This is a genomic window from Desulfitobacterium sp. PCE1 (assembly GCF_000384015.1).
GTDB classification, from domain to species: Bacteria; Bacillota; Desulfitobacteriia; order Desulfitobacteriales; family Desulfitobacteriaceae; genus Desulfitobacterium; species Desulfitobacterium dehalogenans.
In genome coordinates this window covers 2,063,366-2,079,362 of the sequence record NZ_KB913023.1, presented here as the reverse complement: position 1 = coordinate 2,079,362, position 15,997 = coordinate 2,063,366, and the positions used below count along the sequence as shown (strand labels likewise).

The following is a 15,997-nucleotide window of genomic DNA, read 5'->3' as shown; positions in this document are numbered from 1 at the left end:
CATGTTAACCACTACACCACGGGGCCGGATTTTGGTGGGCGATGACAGGATCGAACTGCCGACATCCTGCTTGTAAGGCAGGCGCTCTCCCAGCTGAGCTAATCGCCCGAATTTTTGGTGACCCATACGGGATTCGAACCCGTGTTACCGCCGTGAAAGGGCGGTGTCTTAGGCCGCTTGACCAATGGGCCGCTAGCGCAATAACTATAATACATGGACTAGCTTTACTTGTCAAATACTTTTTTCTATTAAGTAGAATTAACATATTTTAGGAAAAACATTCGGTTAATTCGAAACAATATCTGGCTATATATTCCTGTTTTTAGTTAATTGTACCGCTCTTTAACAGAAAAAATACAAGTCCATTAATCCAATCTATTCTCAGCTTCCCTTCCTTGTCAAAAGAATCACTGTGGTAATAATTAAGGCAAACCCTATAATATCGAGCCAGACAAAAGCCGTGTTCAACCAAAAAGCGGAGAACAAAGCAGCTGACACAGGTTCTACACTGGCGATCATACTAGCCTTTACAGGCCCAATATCACTGACCCCCTGTAAATACAAAGTAAAAGACACAACCGTCCCGATCACGATAATAGCCAACATCCCCCAGAACACCTGCCAATCCAGGGAAACGGGAATCTGCCAAGGTCGAATAAATATAAGCAGGATTGTCCCACCGATTAACATTCCACAGCCTGTAACGACGATGCTCCCCCATCTGCCAATAATCCTCCCCGGAATGATCGTATAAAGCATCAATCCTAAAGCGGACATCAGTCCCCAGAAAAGCCCTTGGGTAGATATGACAAGGTTGCTGAGATTCCCATGGGTAGCCAATAAAAAGGTACCGGTTACAGCTAAAACAATAGCAATGCCTTCTGTCTTCGTCGGTAAGCGCTTATCTATTCCGCAAACGAAAATCATAATTAATAACGGCCCTAAATACTGCAGCACAGTCGCTGTTCCCGCATTGGTATACGATATGGCCAATAAATAGGTGTATTGACAAGAGATAAGCCCAAATAAGCTAAAGGCGATAAGTGTCCAGCGATCCTTTGTATTGCTGAACAAACCTATCATTTGCTTTCTATGTTTAAATAAAACCAAAGAAAATAAAATCAGCCCCGCTATAAACATCCGTACCACTGTAACCCAATGAGGGTCGATCCCCTTCACGGAAAAAAGGTATTGTCCGCAGGCACCGGAAAATCCCCAACTGATCCCGCCAATAAGGGTAAATATCGTCCCTCTGACGGCTTTTGTCCTGATATTTTGAGTCTTTTCTTCGTGCTTTTCAACTATAAGTTCACTCATGTTTCCCTTTCAAGTACTTACTTCCAAAATGGGTACTTGCCTTTGCCCTACAATTATTTTTTAAGCCAATATCTTTACAAAACACTCTCTGGAGCGAGGTCCATCGAATTCACAAAAATAAACCCCTTGCCAACGGCCTAAAAGCAATCTTCCCTCTTTGATTATGACAGTCTGAGAGCTTCCCATCAGGCTGGCTTTCAAATGGGCTGCCGAATTCCCTTCCCCGTGCTTATCCTGGGCTATATCCCAAGGGCAGATCTCATCCAGGCGCCTCAGAATATCCCGGGAAACATCGGGATCCGCATTCTCATTAATCGTGATTCCCGCCGTAGTATGAGGACAATAGATAATCGCTGCGCCATCCTTAATCTGGGAATTCTGCAAAAATCCTTCTATTAAAAAAGTAATATCAATCCATTGATTCCTTTTTTGGGTCTCCAGTCTTAACGTATGTATCATGTCTTTCTCTCCCCTTACCATTTCCGATCTCCTCAAATTCTTCACGTTGAGTGTATTCCCGTCTTACTACCCTGGTCATTTCCTTTTGGTGTTTTTCGCAATAGATTTTCCAAGCAAATTTCTCAGGACGATTCAGACAATATCGGGCCATTCGTTCGTTTACAGCCTTTTGGCAAATACTGCAACGAATATCCCCATACTTCGGTCTATGCTGCATTCTTTCTCTACGCTGGCGTGCAGCATACTCATTGCGAATCCCCAGCTCCGTCACATTGATTCTTTCAATCCTCTCTATAATCTGCAGAATTTCCTCATCACTGAGTACGACAGGCTGATTCTGGGTCAGTTTAATGATTGAGGCCAGAAGATCAATATCATAAAAGACCACACTTGAAAAAACCTTCAGGTTACAACGCCGGTTAAAGGTCACATAAGAAAAGACCGGGATTGTTTCATCAAGCCCCGCCAACTCTTGCAGCACTTTAATCCGGACCTGATTCCCCAGAATAGGATTAGGGAAAGGTTTCACCCTCCAGGTAATCGACTGATACCACTTGGGGTCCTCTTCTTCCCCTACAATCAGCCCCGACAAATTATTGACCTCCAAGAGAAAGATTCCATAAGGAGATATCAGAAGGTGATCAATCTGCTGAAAGCCACCCTTTGTTTTTAACAGGAGATTGCTCAGACGACGAAAGCATCTTGGCAAATGAGTAAGCTCCACTTCAAGCTTGTATTCCCCGATCTCATGTTTACGTTGCTTCTTGCTCCGTAAGGAGTCTCTTCTCCTTACCGAGTTATAAGAGTAATAATTGGTCTTATACTTTTTCCCTTGCCAGGTCTCCCGAGCAGTTTTCAGTTCAGGAGTAATTTTTTTCACTTCTTTTTCCCGTTTCCAAAAGAACAAGGCTATCCCCCTAGTCATTAGTCCTCTGCTATCGGCTTAGAGCATGCCACTATTTTACCATATTCCAGAATGAATAACTAACAGCTAAACCCTTTCATCCAAGATTTGTCATGGAATTTCCACGTATTTCATAAAGTATTAATGAAGGAACTTTAGAACTTAATGTCGAATCAGAATAAAATATGTGCATTGTATAATTAAAGCCTAATCTAGGGTATCCTGGAACGGGGGACTACATTTCTGGGGTGAATCGCACAACCTGTGCGTAGGGCTTACACTTTCGCCCGAATCCGTCAACTAACCCCGTAGGCTAAGAAAGGTGTCTGAGCATGCATTTTAAGGAAAGCTTGTCTCAATTCAAGGCCTCTGCATCCGATCAAGTTCAAAGAATAGCAAAAAACGTTTCTTGGAAATCACCTCGTGTTCTTGGTTCTTTAACTGTAACCCTTGTCCTGACCGGTGGATTAGGATTCTATTTTCTAACCACGACCACCGCAGCTGCTGTGACGATCAACGGCCAGCAAGTGGGCTATGTGGCAGATTCCCATAGCGGACAAACCCTTGTGGATACATTCCTCCAGGAAAAAGGGGAACCCTATGGTGTCGTTGCCAAGACACGGGACCAGATCAACTATGAACATGTCAGAATCAAAAATACCGCCTATAAAGCCTCAGAGATCAAGGAAGAAAATTTAGCCAACTCTTTGAGCTATTATCTGGAAGGCTACAAAATTCATGTTAATGAAACACCCATAGCCTATTTACCCAGTAAAGAAGAAGCAGACACATTGCTTAAAGAATACGAAGAGTACTATTCCAAATCCAGCGATGAGAACCAAATTACTTCCGTCAGCTTTTTAGAAGAAGTAAAGATTGAAAAAGTTTCTATCCAACCCGAGCAAATGGCTTCCCTTGAGTTAGCCTATGAAAAGCTCATCGAAGGTCAGGTCACCACAAAAGAGTATACTGTAGAGGAAAACGACTCCTGGTGGTTGATTGCCCGCAAAAACAATATGCTGACCGCCGAAGTTCTTGCCGGGAATCCCGGGGCAACTGAAGACACCATGATCAAGCCGGGAGAAGTGATTAAACTTGTTACTGTTGAACCTTATCTGACAGTCGTGAGCCAGGGTACATATTCCGGTCAGGAAATCATTCCCTATGATGTGGTCACCAAAACCGATTATAAACTCAATCCAGGCCAAACTAAAGTTATTACAAAAGGCAGCAATGGTTCAAAAATCGTTACCTATTCTTACGAGCAAAGAAATGGTGTAGAGGTAGCCAAAAAAGTTCTTGATGAGAAGATTGTTGAGAAACCCGTTGATGAAGTAGTCTCTAAAGGGCCTAACAAACAAACCGTCAATGTAGCCTATACCGCCTCGCGGGGTAGCGCCGATGGTTCTTCTATCGTCGATCGCGCTCTCGGTTTTCAAGGAACCAAGTATGTTTTCGGAGGCACTTCCACCAGTGGTTTTGACTGCTCCGGCTTTACCAAGTACATCTATTCAGGTTCCGGAATTTCCCTTCCGCGAACTTCCTACGATCAATTCAATTCAGGTTCAGCCGTGAGTAAGGATAATCTACAAGCGGGAGATTTAGTCTTCTTCAGCACCTATGCTGCCGGAGCATCTCATGTAGGCATCTACGTCGGTGACGGTAAGTTTGTTCATGCTTCCAATCCCGGCAGTGGGGTTAAGGTTTCAGGAGTAAGCGATAGCTTCTATGGTCCCCGCTATCTTGGGGCACGCCGATACTAAACTGTATAACAAAACCGTATATACATTAAATTTTTTAATCACCAGGGGCTGTCATGTAAGACAAGCCCCTGGCTTAATTAATCACACTTCCGTGTTGCTCAGGCGGCACCGGCAAAGGATGAAAGGTGTAGCTTTGCTTCGTGCCGGTCTTATTCCCAATCGCAATGTTTGCGATTTTGAGAGAAAAAAACACCTTCCTATTTTACATAGGGAAGGTGTTTTTTCTCTGCAAGAGAGTGGTTCTAATGAGCCTTTTTAGTAGAATAGAACAACCCACCTACTGCCATAATCACTGCAAAGAGGATCAGGTAGTACGCAACTGCCCAACCATGGGCATAAACAGCGGCAATCACCATAAAGATGCAGGCGCAGATCGCCAGGATGGGCATAACAAACCGTTTAAACCCGCCTAAGGTTTGTTCTTTTATCATTATCATTGCGAAGATGGGAATATACATAGCGTATAGTGTGACAATAGGGAGCTCCGAACTGTCAAAACTAAAAGGGCCAAACCAAGGTACAGGCACCAGATTGGCACCAAAGAAATACAGCAGCCACCCTCCGGAGAATAAAAGCCCTAAGATAGCGGAGTTGGTTGGCATATTGGTGTTGGCATCGATGTTCTTATAGACATCGGGGTGAGGGCCAAGATCTCTGGCTGCTAAGGAGTAGAACCCCCGGGTACATCCGAGCATTAATCCATTAAGAGTTCCCAAGCAGGAGATCACAACAAAAACAAAGAGTATGGACCCGCCGAGATTGGAAAAGACTGTGGAGAAAGCAATCTTAGCTCCGGTCTCTCCCCCTTGCATGATAACGCTGTTCTCCACGGCACCAGCTAGTCCGGTGTAATATAAAATATAGATGAGAGCGACAAACATGGTACCAAAGGTTAAGGCACGAGGAAGATTCTTTTTTGCATCTCTTAATTCAGCGTTAATGCTGGTGGCGATGATCCAACCTTCGTAGGCAAAAGCGGTGGCCACTACTGCGGTGAACATAGGATTGGCAGTGGATACATCTGCGATAACACCGCTTGTGAAGTTCTTAATCAAAACCCCATTACTTAAACCGGTAATAGTCCCTAAAATCGCCATTAAAATCAAGGGAATAAGCTTAATGACAGTGGTTGAAACCTGGAATTTTCCCGCCAATTTCGGGGATAAAGCATTGAGTGCATAGCTTCCCACCAAGTAAAAGCCTGAAATAGCCATCGCTTCCGCACCTACGATATCCCACCCAAGAAGAACGCAGGTATATCGGGCTGAGACCCAAGCTAATACGGAGGTAATTGCCGGATAATAGATAGTGGTCATAAACCAGCCCACACTATAGGCATATCCCCTGCCCATGGCGGCTTCCGCGTAGTCTACGACCCCATTGACCTTTTCATAACGTGTAGCCATAGTGGCAAACACATAGGCACACACAATCATGATAATTCCGCCGATAATCCAGGCTAAAATACCTAGCGGCAGATCCCCTCCCGTGGCTACTAAGATTTTCTCTGCTTTAAAAAATACGCCACTTCCAATGACAATTCCAATGACCATGGCAATTGCAGTGAATAAACCATACTTTTTCTGCAGCCCATAATCCATAAGCAGCACTCCCTCTCTCTAATTATGTCACATGCACAACTTTAGCAAAAATACCGCTATAATTCAATAACACCCAAGACTATTTTTTTACCTTTTTATTCTCATCCCCAGGTATCAACACAAAGGAGAACTTCCTTAATCTTCGCTCTCCTTCCTCTTTATTGCTTGCGACCTTATTCAGTGTTTCTTGGATAGTCTGGAATAATTCATCGCACTCCTGATCGGTGAGATAAAGAGGATAACTCTGAAAACTTACTCTATCTTGGCCGAGATCATAATCCTTACCACTTAAATAATTGTCGAAATCGCTTAACAGAGCCGTGGCAAAGGAGTAGAAATAACTAAAGACTTCTTCTTGACCAGCCTCCAATATCTGCTCATCGTTATAAAGGAGGGAATTGTTCTTCAGACGATACACCTTTTCTACTGTCCCACGGATTTTATATTCTGCACAGACTTCGATGATCTCACCCTCAACCAGCTTATTAACATGACGGTAAAGGCTGGCCGGAGGAATACTGGGCAATTCCTCAGCGATCCGCTTCACTGTTTCTGTTTCATTCTGTAAAAACAGCTGCAGAATTTTCATTCTCACCGGGTTTAATAAAGCACTTAAAACTTTACTGTCCATTAAACGCACCTCGATTCAGAATAATGTTATCAAGTTTAATAATTATCTCACTAATTATAATACTATCGATATCGATAATGATCAATAATACTATTTGCATAAAGCAAGGCACCTTATTGACATCTACTTCAATAAGGTGCTCTCTGTTTACATTCAATGTCGGAAGATAGTCTATCCCCAGCTTACAATATACTTCGTATTCGGTGGAATAGTGATTTTCTCTGCCTCCGCACTTGGCTTAACGATCTGCCATTTACCTGACAATCCCAGTTCTTTGACCGCCAACTCAAAATGGCACATAGCAATACCTATATCTACTCGCTGAATATCAAATCCTAACATTTTGCCATAATCTTTTGCATACTGAAGATAGAAATGAAACTTTCCATGATCCATAACAATTCGCCAGGGTTGTTTATTGGAAGCCGATGGGGCAATCCGAACCATCTCCAATGGAGTAGCATAGTTATCTGCCTCTAACTCTGTTAAGGGCTGTTCAAAATCCTGGTTAAAGAAGAGATCCTTCCAGGGTTTGCGATTCTTGGAACCGGCAGCTAACCTCATAGCAGACTCCAGCAAGCTACGCTTCTGACTTGGGTATCCAATAGGAGTTATGCACGGCATAATCTCCTGCCCCTTCAATCCAATGGCCTTACTAAATTCGCTTTTTGTATACGTCCCTCCCAGCCAACAAGTGCCAAGACCTAAGGAGGTAGCATAAAGGATGAATTTCTCGAGGACATACCCGAAATCCTCTAAGTCCCGTGATCCTTCTTGGATTACGGCCACAATAAACGAAGAAGCACCTTTAATTACTCCATAGGTCCCCAATTTTACATTAGCATCTTTTTGAGCGAGTTCTCTTTCAATGAGTTCGAACCTTACCGTTCCTCCAAAGGGGCCCAGATTATCCCTAAAAGCTAAATTAATCTTTTCTCTCAATTCAGGATCTAAAAGTTCTTCTTGATACGTTCTGACGGAGATCCGTCTCTTCATTTGTTGGATCATGGAGATATGAACTTCTTCTGCTGACATATTAGGACCTCCATCACTATCTTTCTTACTATTATTTACAATTAAAGTGTAAACTCTTCCTTATGTCTTCAAAAAAGTTTCATTCAAACTTAGGAAACCGATAGTGACCTGTAATAGGGCTTTTCCAAGAAAGCAAGCGATCCTCTTCGGAAGCCACGGGACCTCCATTATGAAGGATAAAGGGAACACCATCAGGTCGGCGGCGATCCGAGATAATGGCTATGTGTTCATGAGGCAGAGCGAAGGTGACAATATCTCCGGGCTGCCATTGGGATAAATTATCCACATCATTAGGGATGATCTCCGTAGTTAACTCCTGACCGTGCCGTTGGAAAAAAATTCTTAGGTTCTGTACTCGACGAAAATCTATATTGGGATCCCGTTCCCCATCAACCCGTGGATACAAGGAGATATTCTGACGGATATCTTCATCAACCATGGCTTTAAGATCGTATCCCGCATTGCGTAACGCTCTCCAGATGACATCCGTGCATACTCCCTCGTTCTCCGGGGGAAATCCTTCGGCATAATAGGCATCTCGATAACGAGGTCTTTTCCGCACCTCTTCTTTTCCCCCCGCCACGATATCCTTTAGATCACTGATCCCATCCTGGTCTTTGTCCAGAGGACAATCTATAGTGGGTACCTGTAAATAAAGCTTAGGCTCCAGGTCCTTTATCTCCGGGGAGAGTTTCTTGCTGCAGCCAGAGAAAAAGAGTAATAACGTACAGAGGCCAATTCCTATAATTAAGGTTCTCCGATAATTAAACTTTCTTGGGAATCTACACCCTCTTGAGGAATGATCCATATCTGCTCCCCCTATGGATAACAAAGCATGCATTTATTCATATTCGCCGGTCTCTAAAGCTATGATAATCCCTTTCTTCCCAAGTGCACTTATGGGTTCTCGTCATCGACAACAGCCTATTATACATCAAAGACCCTGGAGACTTCTTTCAATTCTTTTACAATCGCTATATGCTGTGGACAATGCCGCTCGCACTGCTTACAATCGATGCAATCCGAAGCTTTGCCCAAGTCCTTGGTTAAATTCCCATAATAAGTCCTCTGGGTAGACAAACCATGCTGCTTCTGGTTATTATACAAAGAAAAAAACTTCGGTATAGGTATTTTCTTTGGACAGCCTTCCACGCAGTACTCACATGCGGTACAGGGAATAGCTATGCCGCTGTTAATACTATCTATGGCCTTTTGGATAAGCTTCTGTTCTTCCGCATTTAAGGGAATGAAATTCTGCATATAGCCTGTATTATCCTTAAGCTGTTCAATGGTGCTCATACCGCTGAGTACCATGAAAACATTATCCAAAGAGGCCGCGAAGCGGACTGCCCAGGATGCAATGCTTTGATTAGGATGATAGCCCTTAAAGAGTTTCTCACCTTCTTCAGGTACAGTTGCCAACGCCCCTCCTTTTATAGGCTCCATCACGATGACAGGTTTATTATGCTTTTTAGCGACTTCATAGCACTTACGGGATTCGATCCCTTCGTCCTCCCAATCTATGTAGTTAATTTGAAGCTGCACATACTCCATCTCCGGATGCTCAGTTAATATCCGATCCAGCAGTTCCGCCTTGTCATGATAAGAGAATCCAATAGACTTCACCTTACCCTCTGCCTTTAATCTCTGCATAAATTCAAAACCGCCGTGTTCCACTGTTGCAGCATACCTGCCGGCGTCCAGGGCATGGAGCAAATAATAATCGAAATAACGAACTCCGCATCGAGCCAATTGCTCGTCAAATATCCTCTGATAATCTTCCTTCCCAACGACCAAAAAAACCGGCATTTTATCTGTGATGGTGAACGAATTCCTTGGATAGCGTTCCACAAGAGCTTTTCTTACTGCGATTTCACTTATTCCCTGATGGTAACGATAGGCAGTGTCAAAATAGGTAAACCCCCTTTCCAGAAAATAGTCCACCATGGCATTCACTTGTTCTTGATCGATACTCTGGGGATTCTCCTGAGCAGTTAGTGGTAGACGCATCATTCCAAATCCTAGCTTTTTCACTGTAGTTCCACCTTTGTTGATGTTTTTTAAAGGCACCTAATAATCATTCATAAGCATCCGATAGGTACAACGGGACTCACAGCGATCACTGCTGTGATTGCAATGAAAGTCCGCAATCTCCCCCGCTGTATTAGGATCGGATGGTGGGTATCGATATATTTTTAGTATAACGAGTTTGCTAGCCACACTGCATACTTCCTCACGTTCTTCAAGACTGTACTCCAAAGCCCCACCCTCTTTCTAACCCATGCTCATTCCACGGCATGAACACCTTATTTTGATTTTTGTGGCACCTTAACGAATCTTAGCCCCAAAGGGTATAAAGGCAAGCTGTGCAAATTTAAAATGCTGAATTCCAAACGGAATCCCTAGGATGGTGAGACAGAATACCAGACCGATCACCAAATGACTTACGGCCAATTCCCAGCCAAGAAAGAGTATCCAAAGAATATTCAGCAACAATCCGCCCACACCGAAATGTCCTAATTCTATGTCTTTGCCGAAAGGCAATAAGACAAACTGAGCTATCTTAAAGCATTGGAGACCAAATGGAATTCCGATGATCGTAATGCACAAAATTAAGCCCGCCAAAAACCATGCGATTGCCGCAAGTATCCCACCGAATACTAACCAAATAATATTACCCAATAAATTCATATTCTCTCCTCCACTCCCTCTGGAAATTCCTCCACTGCAATTATAATCACCGTCATGAAAAAAGTCACAGATATATTGTTGATGCTATTGATTCAATGTATAATAATTTGACGCAATTAATAATCAAATAACATTTACATAAAACCTAAAACTATTTATTGACTTTGCCTCACCGCCTTTACCATTATAACTCAATTGCAAGGGGTAGAAGATTCTTTGTTAAAAGATTTGTTTATCAATATGACCATCCTCATTACTTTTATCAGCTTAATCACTCAGTTATTTAAAAACTACAGCCTGGAAGAGAACAATTCCTTCTCGATTAAGATATTTTTTGGTTTTTTGTCTGGAGCTCTTGGGATTATACTTATGCTGTTTACTATGCCTGTTGACGCAAACACCATCATCGATTTTCGCAATATCCCTATTATTATGTCTGCAGTTTTTGGTAGTGCCCTTACAGTATATATTACGGGGATTATGATTGCTTTGTTTCGCTTGATGTTCTTTGGGTTTAATACAGCAGCTCTTCTTGGCGTGGTAACTGCTCTCATTAATACCGTTGGGTGTTGGTTAATAACCCGGGCTGCCTTTAAGACTTGGCAAAAATGGGCCTATTCCACATTCTTTGTCTTATTCGCTTCATCCATTACCCTTACCTATCTGCTCAAAGATAAATCCGATTTTTTGAAAATCATGCTTATCTATTGGTGTTCTCATGCTCTTGTCTCCGCAATTACATACTGGTATCTGAATTACAGCAATACCGCTAATAAGATGTATCGGCGACTACAAAAGGAGTCCACCAAAGACTTTCTTACTGACCTTAATAATGTAAGGCAATTTGACCTTCTTCTCAATAATGCTATTAATAATGCCCTACAAAAAGAAGAACATCTCTCCCTCCTTATGCTGGACCTTGACTTCTTCAAAAAGGTCAATGATACTTACGGACACAAAGAGGGGGATTATGTTCTCAAAGAGTTAGGAAAAATCCTCAAGAATAGTTGTCGGGAATTTGATGAAATTTTTCGTAATGGGGGTGAGGAATTTTCTGTTCTGCTGCTTGATTGCCCCAATGCCCAGGCTCAGCATATAGCTGAACGCATTCGGCATAATGTAGAAATTCACCCTTTTCAATTATCCAATGGTAAAATAATCAATATTACGGTTTCAATCGGCCTAGCTACCTATCCTGATACCCTAAAGGATATCGGAAAAATCGTCGAAAAAGCGGATAATGCCTTGTACGCAGCTAAAAGAACAGGCCGCAATAAAGTTCACACCTAACAAAAAGGACACCTGGATAGGTGTCCTTTAAGATAGACCTTATATTCCGGCTAATCCTTAGATTCCCGATTTGTCTTTTTAGGCAAAAAGCGCTCATGCTCCGCCCTTGATCTCATCAGGATGGTCAGCCATTCTTCTTGAGTAAACATACGACCAAGCTGTGAAATTTTTTCTTTTAAGGTGTCATACTTTTCCGGGTACTCTTCTTCAATGATATCCATCATGAGTTTGGGTTGTTCAACCTCAGGTTGAGCATTTTTCTTTTTACGGAATTTTTTTACCCTTAAATATCTAACCATAAAAACCTCAAGCTTTTCGCTTTATTTCCCGATGACTAACCGCCACTAATTCTCTCACTTCAGTGGGAGATAAGTGGCGCTAAGTCCCTGGATAAGTCAACTAAACTTCAGAGAAGTAAAGCTCCTCTGAAGCAAGTTTCCTTTATTGTGATTTTACCTCTGTCCATATTCTATCATAAATTGGTAAAACATCGGAGAGATCTTCAAAAACTTCCGAACCTTTTAATGCACCCTCAGCCGGATAATAGGCTGGATCAGAGGTCAGATCCTCGGGAAGCATTCCCCTAACTTCTTTTTGAGGTGTGGAATAACCGATATAATCAGCGTTTTTATAGGCTACATCCGTACTGCACATAAAATCGATGAACTTCTCAGCCATTTCCTTGTTCTGACTGGTTTTGGGAATAACCATAGAATCGTACCAAATATTGCTACCTTCTTTGGGAATGACATATTCCAGATTAGGATTTTCACCTTTCATAAAGACCGCATCCCCTGACCATACCACAGCCATGGCGGCTTCATTGCCGATCATCTTATCCTTCACTTCGTCCCCTACATAGGCCATCAGCAAAGGCTTCTGCTGAATCAGCAATTTTTTGGCTTCATCCAGTTCTTTCTCATCTCTGCTGTTCAGAGAGTAGCTCAGTTTTTTCAAGGCCACCGCAATGGAATCCCGTTGGCTGTCCAGCATCAAAATCTGCTTGGCGTACTTTTTATCCCATAAAATATCCCAGCTGTCCACCACACCGTCTACCATGGTCTTGTTGTAAATAATCCCGACAGTGCCCCACATATAAGGAACCGAGTATTCATTCTTGGTGTCAAAGGCCAGATTCTTAAAGCGATCATCGATTTTAGCGTAATTAGGAATAGTGTTCATATCAATGGTATGGAGCAAACCTTCATGGATCATTTTGGTAATCATATAATCCGAAGGGATGGCCACATCATACTTGGCTGTTCCTGCTTTAATCTTAACATACATTTCTTCATTAGTGGCGAACTGTTCATAGATGACATCCACATTATTGGCTTTCTCAAACTCAGCCAGGACCGATTCATCAATGTAGTCTCCCCAGTTGTAGACATAAAGCTTAGCCTGATCCGACCCGCCGCAACCGGCAAGTCCTAAGAGCATAGCGACCAGGAGCATGACCACCCCTGCTTTTTTTAGTACCGATTTTTTCAATACATATCCCTCTTTTCATTTCCTTTATCCTTAGCCATCCGATAGTTCACAAAGACCAAGGTTACCATAATAAAAATAAACATCAACGTAAGCAAAGCATTAATCTTGGGATTAATTCCCCGACGAGCCATAGAATAAATGGTAATGGCCAGATTGGATACCCCGGACCCCGTAGTGAAAAAGCTCACCACGAAATCATCGATGGACATGGTAAAGGCCAGCAGAAAGCCTGTGACGATACCCGGCGAGATCTGAGGCAGGATGACCTTTTTATAGGCTTCCAAAGGAGTGGCCCCCAAATCCAAGGCCGCATCGTAAGTATCATCATTTAACTGTCGCAGTTTCGGCAGCACCGAAAAAATAACAAAAGGCAAATTAAAGGTGATATGGGCAAAGAGCATGGTCATAAAGCCCAATTTAAATTTAATAAAAATGAAGAGCAGCATCAAGGATATTCCCATAACAATATCCGGGCTGAGCATAGGCAGATAGGTTACATTCAAAGTCATGACTTTGGGAAGTCCATGCATATTATTAATGCCAATGGCTGCTAAAGTGCCGATGATCGTAGCGATCAAGGAGGCAAGAATAGCTATCACTAAGGTGTAATACAGAGCGGAAGCAATCTGGCTGTCCCGAAAAAGCTCTATATACCACTTTAAAGTAAATCCATCCCAGTTCCCCCGGGACTTAGAATCGTTAAAGGAAAAAATCATCAGGATCAGTATAGGGGCATAAAGAAAGAAGAAAATCAGAAAGGTATAGCTTTTCATCAAGAAAGATTTCACCAGAACCTACCCCCTTCCTGATCTTTGTCCGTCTTGGACATGATACCCATGGTCAGGAGCAGGAAGATCATGAGAATCAGGGATAACGATGAGCCGAAGCCCCAGTCACCGGTAGTCAGGAATTGCTGTTCGATCAGATTGCCAATCAACATATACTGACCTCCGCCTAACAGCCTGGATATGACAAAGGTAGTCACGGCAGGCATAAAGACCATAATAATACCGGAAGCCACACCTGATAAGCTTAATGGAAAAGTCACTTTAAAGAAAGTTTTATAAGGGGTAGCCCCTAAATCCTCTGCTGCCTCGATCAGAGAGCGGTCAATTTTTTGCAAAACAGAATAGATAGGCAACACCATAAAGGGAAGAAAATTATAGACCATGCCCAAGATCACAGCTTTATCTGTATAGAGAATATTTAAAGCCGGCAAACTCAAAGCCGCCAGAATCTGATTGATGATACCGTTATTTTCTAAAAGAGTCATCCAGGCGTAGGTTCGGGCCAGAAAGTTCATCCACATGGGCAAAACAAAAAGAACAATTAAAAAGTCCCTCTTCTTTAGCACTTTGGATGCCAGAATCATGGCCATAGGATAACCCAGCAGTAAACAAAAAAGAGTACTGATTACAGCAAGCCAAATCGAACGCAAAATGACTTTGAGATAGATGGGTTCAAAGACCCTTTCTATATGTTCAGTAGTAAACTGAATCCCATCCGGACCGGTTTTAAACATACTGAAATAAACCACCAAAATCAGAGGAACAATGGTGAAGATCAGCATCCACAACAGATAGGGAGCGGTCAATAATTTTTTTTTCAATCCCCTCTCACCTTCTTCATAATGTGAATATCATTGGGAAGGATCTTGAGCCCGACCCCATTTCCCACTTCTTCCATTTGAGTGCTGTGTACCATCCAGCTATACTCGTTGCTCTGAATCATCATTTCGTAATGAACACCCTTAAAGACCACGGACTGGACCTCACCAATGATCATACCTTCCTCCACCGGTACCAGCTTCAGGTCTTCAGGACGAATCACTACATCCACCGCTTCGTTAGGTCCAAAGCCCTTATCCAGACATTCAAACTGACGACCGTGGAAATGAACCAGGTAGTCCTGAAGCATGACCCCACCCAGAATATTGCTTTCCCCGATAAAATCAGCCACAAAAACATTCTTGGGTTCATTATAGATATCGATGGGAGTGCCAATTTGCTGAATTCTCCCCTCATTCATCACTACGATGGTATCGGACATGGTTAAGGCCTCTTCCTGATCATGAGTGACAAAGATAAAGGTAATTCCCAAACGCTGCTGGATTCGCTTCAGCTCCATCTGCATTTCTTTCCTTAATTTTAAATCCAAAGCCGCCAAGGGTTCATCTAATAAGAGAACCTCAGGTTCATTGACGATAGCTCTGGCAATAGCCACCCTCTGACGTTGTCCCCCGCTTAGGGAATCGATATTCCTTTTTTCAAAGCCCTTAAGGTTCATCAGTTCCATAACCTGAAGCACCTTCGTGTAAATAGCCTTATTGTCTATTTTCTTTATCCGTAGACCAAAGGCAATATTCTCAAAAACATTCATATGCGGAAACAAAGCATATTGTTGAAAAACCGTATTGACTTTTCTCTTATAAGGAGGAAAATCATTGATCTTCTTACCTTCAAAGAGGATGTCCCCACCGGTAACATTTTCAAACCCTCCAATGATTCGGAGGGTCGTTGTTTTTCCGCAACCGCTCGGTCCAAGAAGGGTTATAAATTCATTACGCAATATATAGAGATTTATATTATCCAGGACTTGTACACCGTCATACTCTTTTGTCACGTTGACAAGCCTGATGATTTCTTCGCTCATCCCTGACCTCCTTAAACCAAAGCCAGTTGTCGAAAACCGGCAGTAATTAAAAACATAACAATGTCTATTTTACATTTTAACAGAATAACGTCAATAATTCTTTAAGAAAAAATAAAAATATATCTACAAATTTCATTCTCACAGAGAAGAACCGTCTACAGTC

At 42.5% G+C, this 15,997-nt stretch carries 16 protein-coding genes, 2 tRNA genes and 1 riboswitch; of the genes, 2 read left to right on the top strand and 16 right to left on the bottom strand.

The annotated features are described in order from the left end of the window. Window positions 1-32: 32 nt before the first annotated feature. From DESPCE1_RS0110325 to DESPCE1_RS0110305, 5 genes are all read right to left on the bottom strand, one after another. Window positions 33-108, bottom strand: a tRNA-Val gene (locus DESPCE1_RS0110325). A gap of 7 nt (window positions 109-115) precedes the next feature. Beyond that, a tRNA-Glu gene (locus DESPCE1_RS0110320) sits at window positions 116-191 on the bottom strand. A gap of 190 nt (window positions 192-381) precedes the next feature. Further along, window positions 382-1,317 carry a DMT family transporter gene (locus DESPCE1_RS0110315; RefSeq protein WP_019850429.1) on the bottom strand — a complete coding sequence of 312 codons (936 nt, stop codon included), beginning with the start codon at window positions 1,315-1,317 and terminating at the stop codon, window positions 382-384. A 60-nt stretch (window positions 1,318-1,377) separates the two neighbouring features. Continuing rightward, the gene (locus DESPCE1_RS0110310; protein ID WP_019850428.1) at window positions 1,378-1,776 is read right to left on the bottom strand and encodes a secondary thiamine-phosphate synthase enzyme YjbQ; all 399 of its coding nucleotides are present in this window, start codon (window positions 1,774-1,776) and stop codon (window positions 1,378-1,380) included. After that, window positions 1,727-2,683: a nuclease-related domain-containing protein gene (locus DESPCE1_RS0110305; RefSeq protein WP_019850427.1), complete on the bottom strand. Its 957-nt coding sequence runs from the start codon at window positions 2,681-2,683 to the stop codon at window positions 1,727-1,729. Before DESPCE1_RS0110305 ends, DESPCE1_RS0110310 begins: the two co-directional genes overlap by 50 nt. Window positions 2,684-2,874: 191 nt before the next feature. Beyond that, a riboswitch (cyclic di-AMP (ydaO/yuaA leader) is annotated at window positions 2,875-3,010 on the top strand. A 2-nt stretch (window positions 3,011-3,012) separates the two neighbouring features. Here DESPCE1_RS0110305 and DESPCE1_RS0110300 point away from each other — a divergent pair. Further along, the gene (locus DESPCE1_RS0110300) at window positions 3,013-4,443 is read left to right on the top strand and encodes an NlpC/P60 family protein (protein WP_019850426.1); all 1,431 of its coding nucleotides are present in this window, start codon (window positions 3,013-3,015) and stop codon (window positions 4,441-4,443) included. Window positions 4,444-4,685: 242 nt separating this feature from the next. Here DESPCE1_RS0110300 and DESPCE1_RS0110290 read toward each other — a convergent pair whose 3' ends face one another. The 6 genes from DESPCE1_RS0110290 to DESPCE1_RS0110260 all read right to left on the bottom strand — a co-directional run bounded on the left by DESPCE1_RS0110290 (window position 4,686) and on the right by DESPCE1_RS0110260 (window position 10,401). Continuing rightward, window positions 4,686-6,044 (bottom strand): APC family permease, encoded by a 1,359-nt coding sequence (locus tag DESPCE1_RS0110290; RefSeq protein WP_014793942.1) that lies wholly within the window; start codon window positions 6,042-6,044, stop codon window positions 4,686-4,688. 79 nt (window positions 6,045-6,123) lie between these two features. Continuing rightward, window positions 6,124-6,675, bottom strand: a complete 552-nt coding sequence (locus DESPCE1_RS0110285) for a helix-turn-helix domain-containing protein (protein ID WP_019850424.1) — start codon at window positions 6,673-6,675, stop codon at window positions 6,124-6,126. Window positions 6,676-6,846: 171 nt separating this feature from the next. Then, the gene (locus DESPCE1_RS0110275; protein ID WP_019850422.1) at window positions 6,847-7,710 is read right to left on the bottom strand and encodes a nitroreductase family protein; all 864 of its coding nucleotides are present in this window, start codon (window positions 7,708-7,710) and stop codon (window positions 6,847-6,849) included. A gap of 79 nt (window positions 7,711-7,789) precedes the next feature. After that, entirely contained in the window at window positions 7,790-8,518 is a 729-nt protein-coding gene (locus DESPCE1_RS0110270) for a DUF1287 domain-containing protein (protein ID WP_019850421.1), read from the bottom strand. Between the two features lie 119 nt (window positions 8,519-8,637). Beyond that, window positions 8,638-9,744 (bottom strand): aldo/keto reductase, encoded by a 1,107-nt coding sequence (locus tag DESPCE1_RS0110265; RefSeq protein ID WP_019850420.1) that lies wholly within the window; start codon window positions 9,742-9,744, stop codon window positions 8,638-8,640. Window positions 9,745-10,038: 294 nt separating this feature from the next. Beyond that, window positions 10,039-10,401: a YccF domain-containing protein gene (locus DESPCE1_RS0110260; protein ID WP_014793936.1), complete on the bottom strand. Its 363-nt coding sequence runs from the start codon at window positions 10,399-10,401 to the stop codon at window positions 10,039-10,041. A gap of 216 nt (window positions 10,402-10,617) precedes the next feature. Between DESPCE1_RS0110260 and DESPCE1_RS0110255 the strand changes: the two genes are divergently transcribed. After that, window positions 10,618-11,691: a diguanylate cyclase gene (locus DESPCE1_RS0110255; protein ID WP_019850419.1), complete on the top strand. Its 1,074-nt coding sequence runs from the start codon at window positions 10,618-10,620 to the stop codon at window positions 11,689-11,691. Between the two features lie 50 nt (window positions 11,692-11,741). Here the strand turns inward: DESPCE1_RS0110255 and DESPCE1_RS0110250 are convergent, their stop codons facing one another. The 5 genes from DESPCE1_RS0110250 to potA form a co-directional block, all read right to left on the bottom strand. Next, window positions 11,742-11,990, bottom strand: coding sequence for a hypothetical protein (locus DESPCE1_RS0110250; protein ID WP_014793934.1), 249 nt, complete (start codon window positions 11,988-11,990; stop codon window positions 11,742-11,744). 142 nt (window positions 11,991-12,132) lie between these two features. Beyond that, window positions 12,133-13,182 carry a PotD/PotF family extracellular solute-binding protein gene (locus DESPCE1_RS0110245; protein ID WP_019850418.1) on the bottom strand — a complete coding sequence of 350 codons (1,050 nt, stop codon included), beginning with the start codon at window positions 13,180-13,182 and terminating at the stop codon, window positions 12,133-12,135. Next, on the bottom strand, window positions 13,179-13,970 hold the full coding sequence (locus DESPCE1_RS0110240; RefSeq protein WP_014793932.1) for an ABC transporter permease: 792 nt from the start codon (window positions 13,968-13,970) through the stop codon (window positions 13,179-13,181). The genes DESPCE1_RS0110245 and DESPCE1_RS0110240 overlap by 4 nt, the downstream gene beginning before the upstream one ends. Continuing rightward, window positions 13,967-14,791: an ABC transporter permease gene (locus tag DESPCE1_RS0110235; protein ID WP_014793931.1), complete on the bottom strand. Its 825-nt coding sequence runs from the start codon at window positions 14,789-14,791 to the stop codon at window positions 13,967-13,969. Before DESPCE1_RS0110235 ends, DESPCE1_RS0110240 begins: the two co-directional genes overlap by 4 nt. Then, a complete protein-coding gene (gene potA / locus DESPCE1_RS0110230) occupies window positions 14,788-15,834 on the bottom strand; it encodes a spermidine/putrescine ABC transporter ATP-binding protein (RefSeq protein WP_014793930.1) in 1,047 nt (348 codons plus the stop codon). The genes DESPCE1_RS0110235 and potA overlap by 4 nt, the downstream gene beginning before the upstream one ends. Between the last annotated feature and the right edge of the window lie 163 nt (window positions 15,835-15,997).

What these genes read in the sequence shown, in the direction of transcription:
- DESPCE1_RS0110315 (WP_019850429.1), bottom strand. Translation starts at nt 1,317, where the DNA reads ATGAGTGAACTTATAGTTGAAAAGCACGAAGAAAAGACTCAAAATATC.
- DESPCE1_RS0110310 (WP_019850428.1), bottom strand. Translation starts at nt 1,776, where the DNA reads ATGATACATACGTTAAGACTGGAGACCCAAAAAAGGAATCAATGGATT.
- DESPCE1_RS0110300 (WP_019850426.1), top strand. Translation starts at nt 3,013, where the DNA reads ATGCATTTTAAGGAAAGCTTGTCTCAATTCAAGGCCTCTGCATCCGAT.
- DESPCE1_RS0110290 (WP_014793942.1), bottom strand. Translation starts at nt 6,044, where the DNA reads ATGGATTATGGGCTGCAGAAAAAGTATGGTTTATTCACTGCAATTGCC.
- DESPCE1_RS0110285 (WP_019850424.1), bottom strand. Translation starts at nt 6,675, where the DNA reads ATGGACAGTAAAGTTTTAAGTGCTTTATTAAACCCGGTGAGAATGAAA.
- DESPCE1_RS0110275 (WP_019850422.1), bottom strand. Translation starts at nt 7,710, where the DNA reads ATGTCAGCAGAAGAAGTTCATATCTCCATGATCCAACAAATGAAGAGA.
- DESPCE1_RS0110270 (WP_019850421.1), bottom strand. Translation starts at nt 8,518, where the DNA reads ATGGATCATTCCTCAAGAGGGTGTAGATTCCCAAGAAAGTTTAATTAT.
- DESPCE1_RS0110260 (WP_014793936.1), bottom strand. Translation starts at nt 10,401, where the DNA reads ATGAATTTATTGGGTAATATTATTTGGTTAGTATTCGGTGGGATACTT.
- DESPCE1_RS0110250 (WP_014793934.1), bottom strand. Translation starts at nt 11,990, where the DNA reads ATGGTTAGATATTTAAGGGTAAAAAAATTCCGTAAAAAGAAAAATGCT.
- potA (WP_014793930.1), bottom strand. Translation starts at nt 15,834, where the DNA reads ATGAGCGAAGAAATCATCAGGCTTGTCAACGTGACAAAAGAGTATGAC.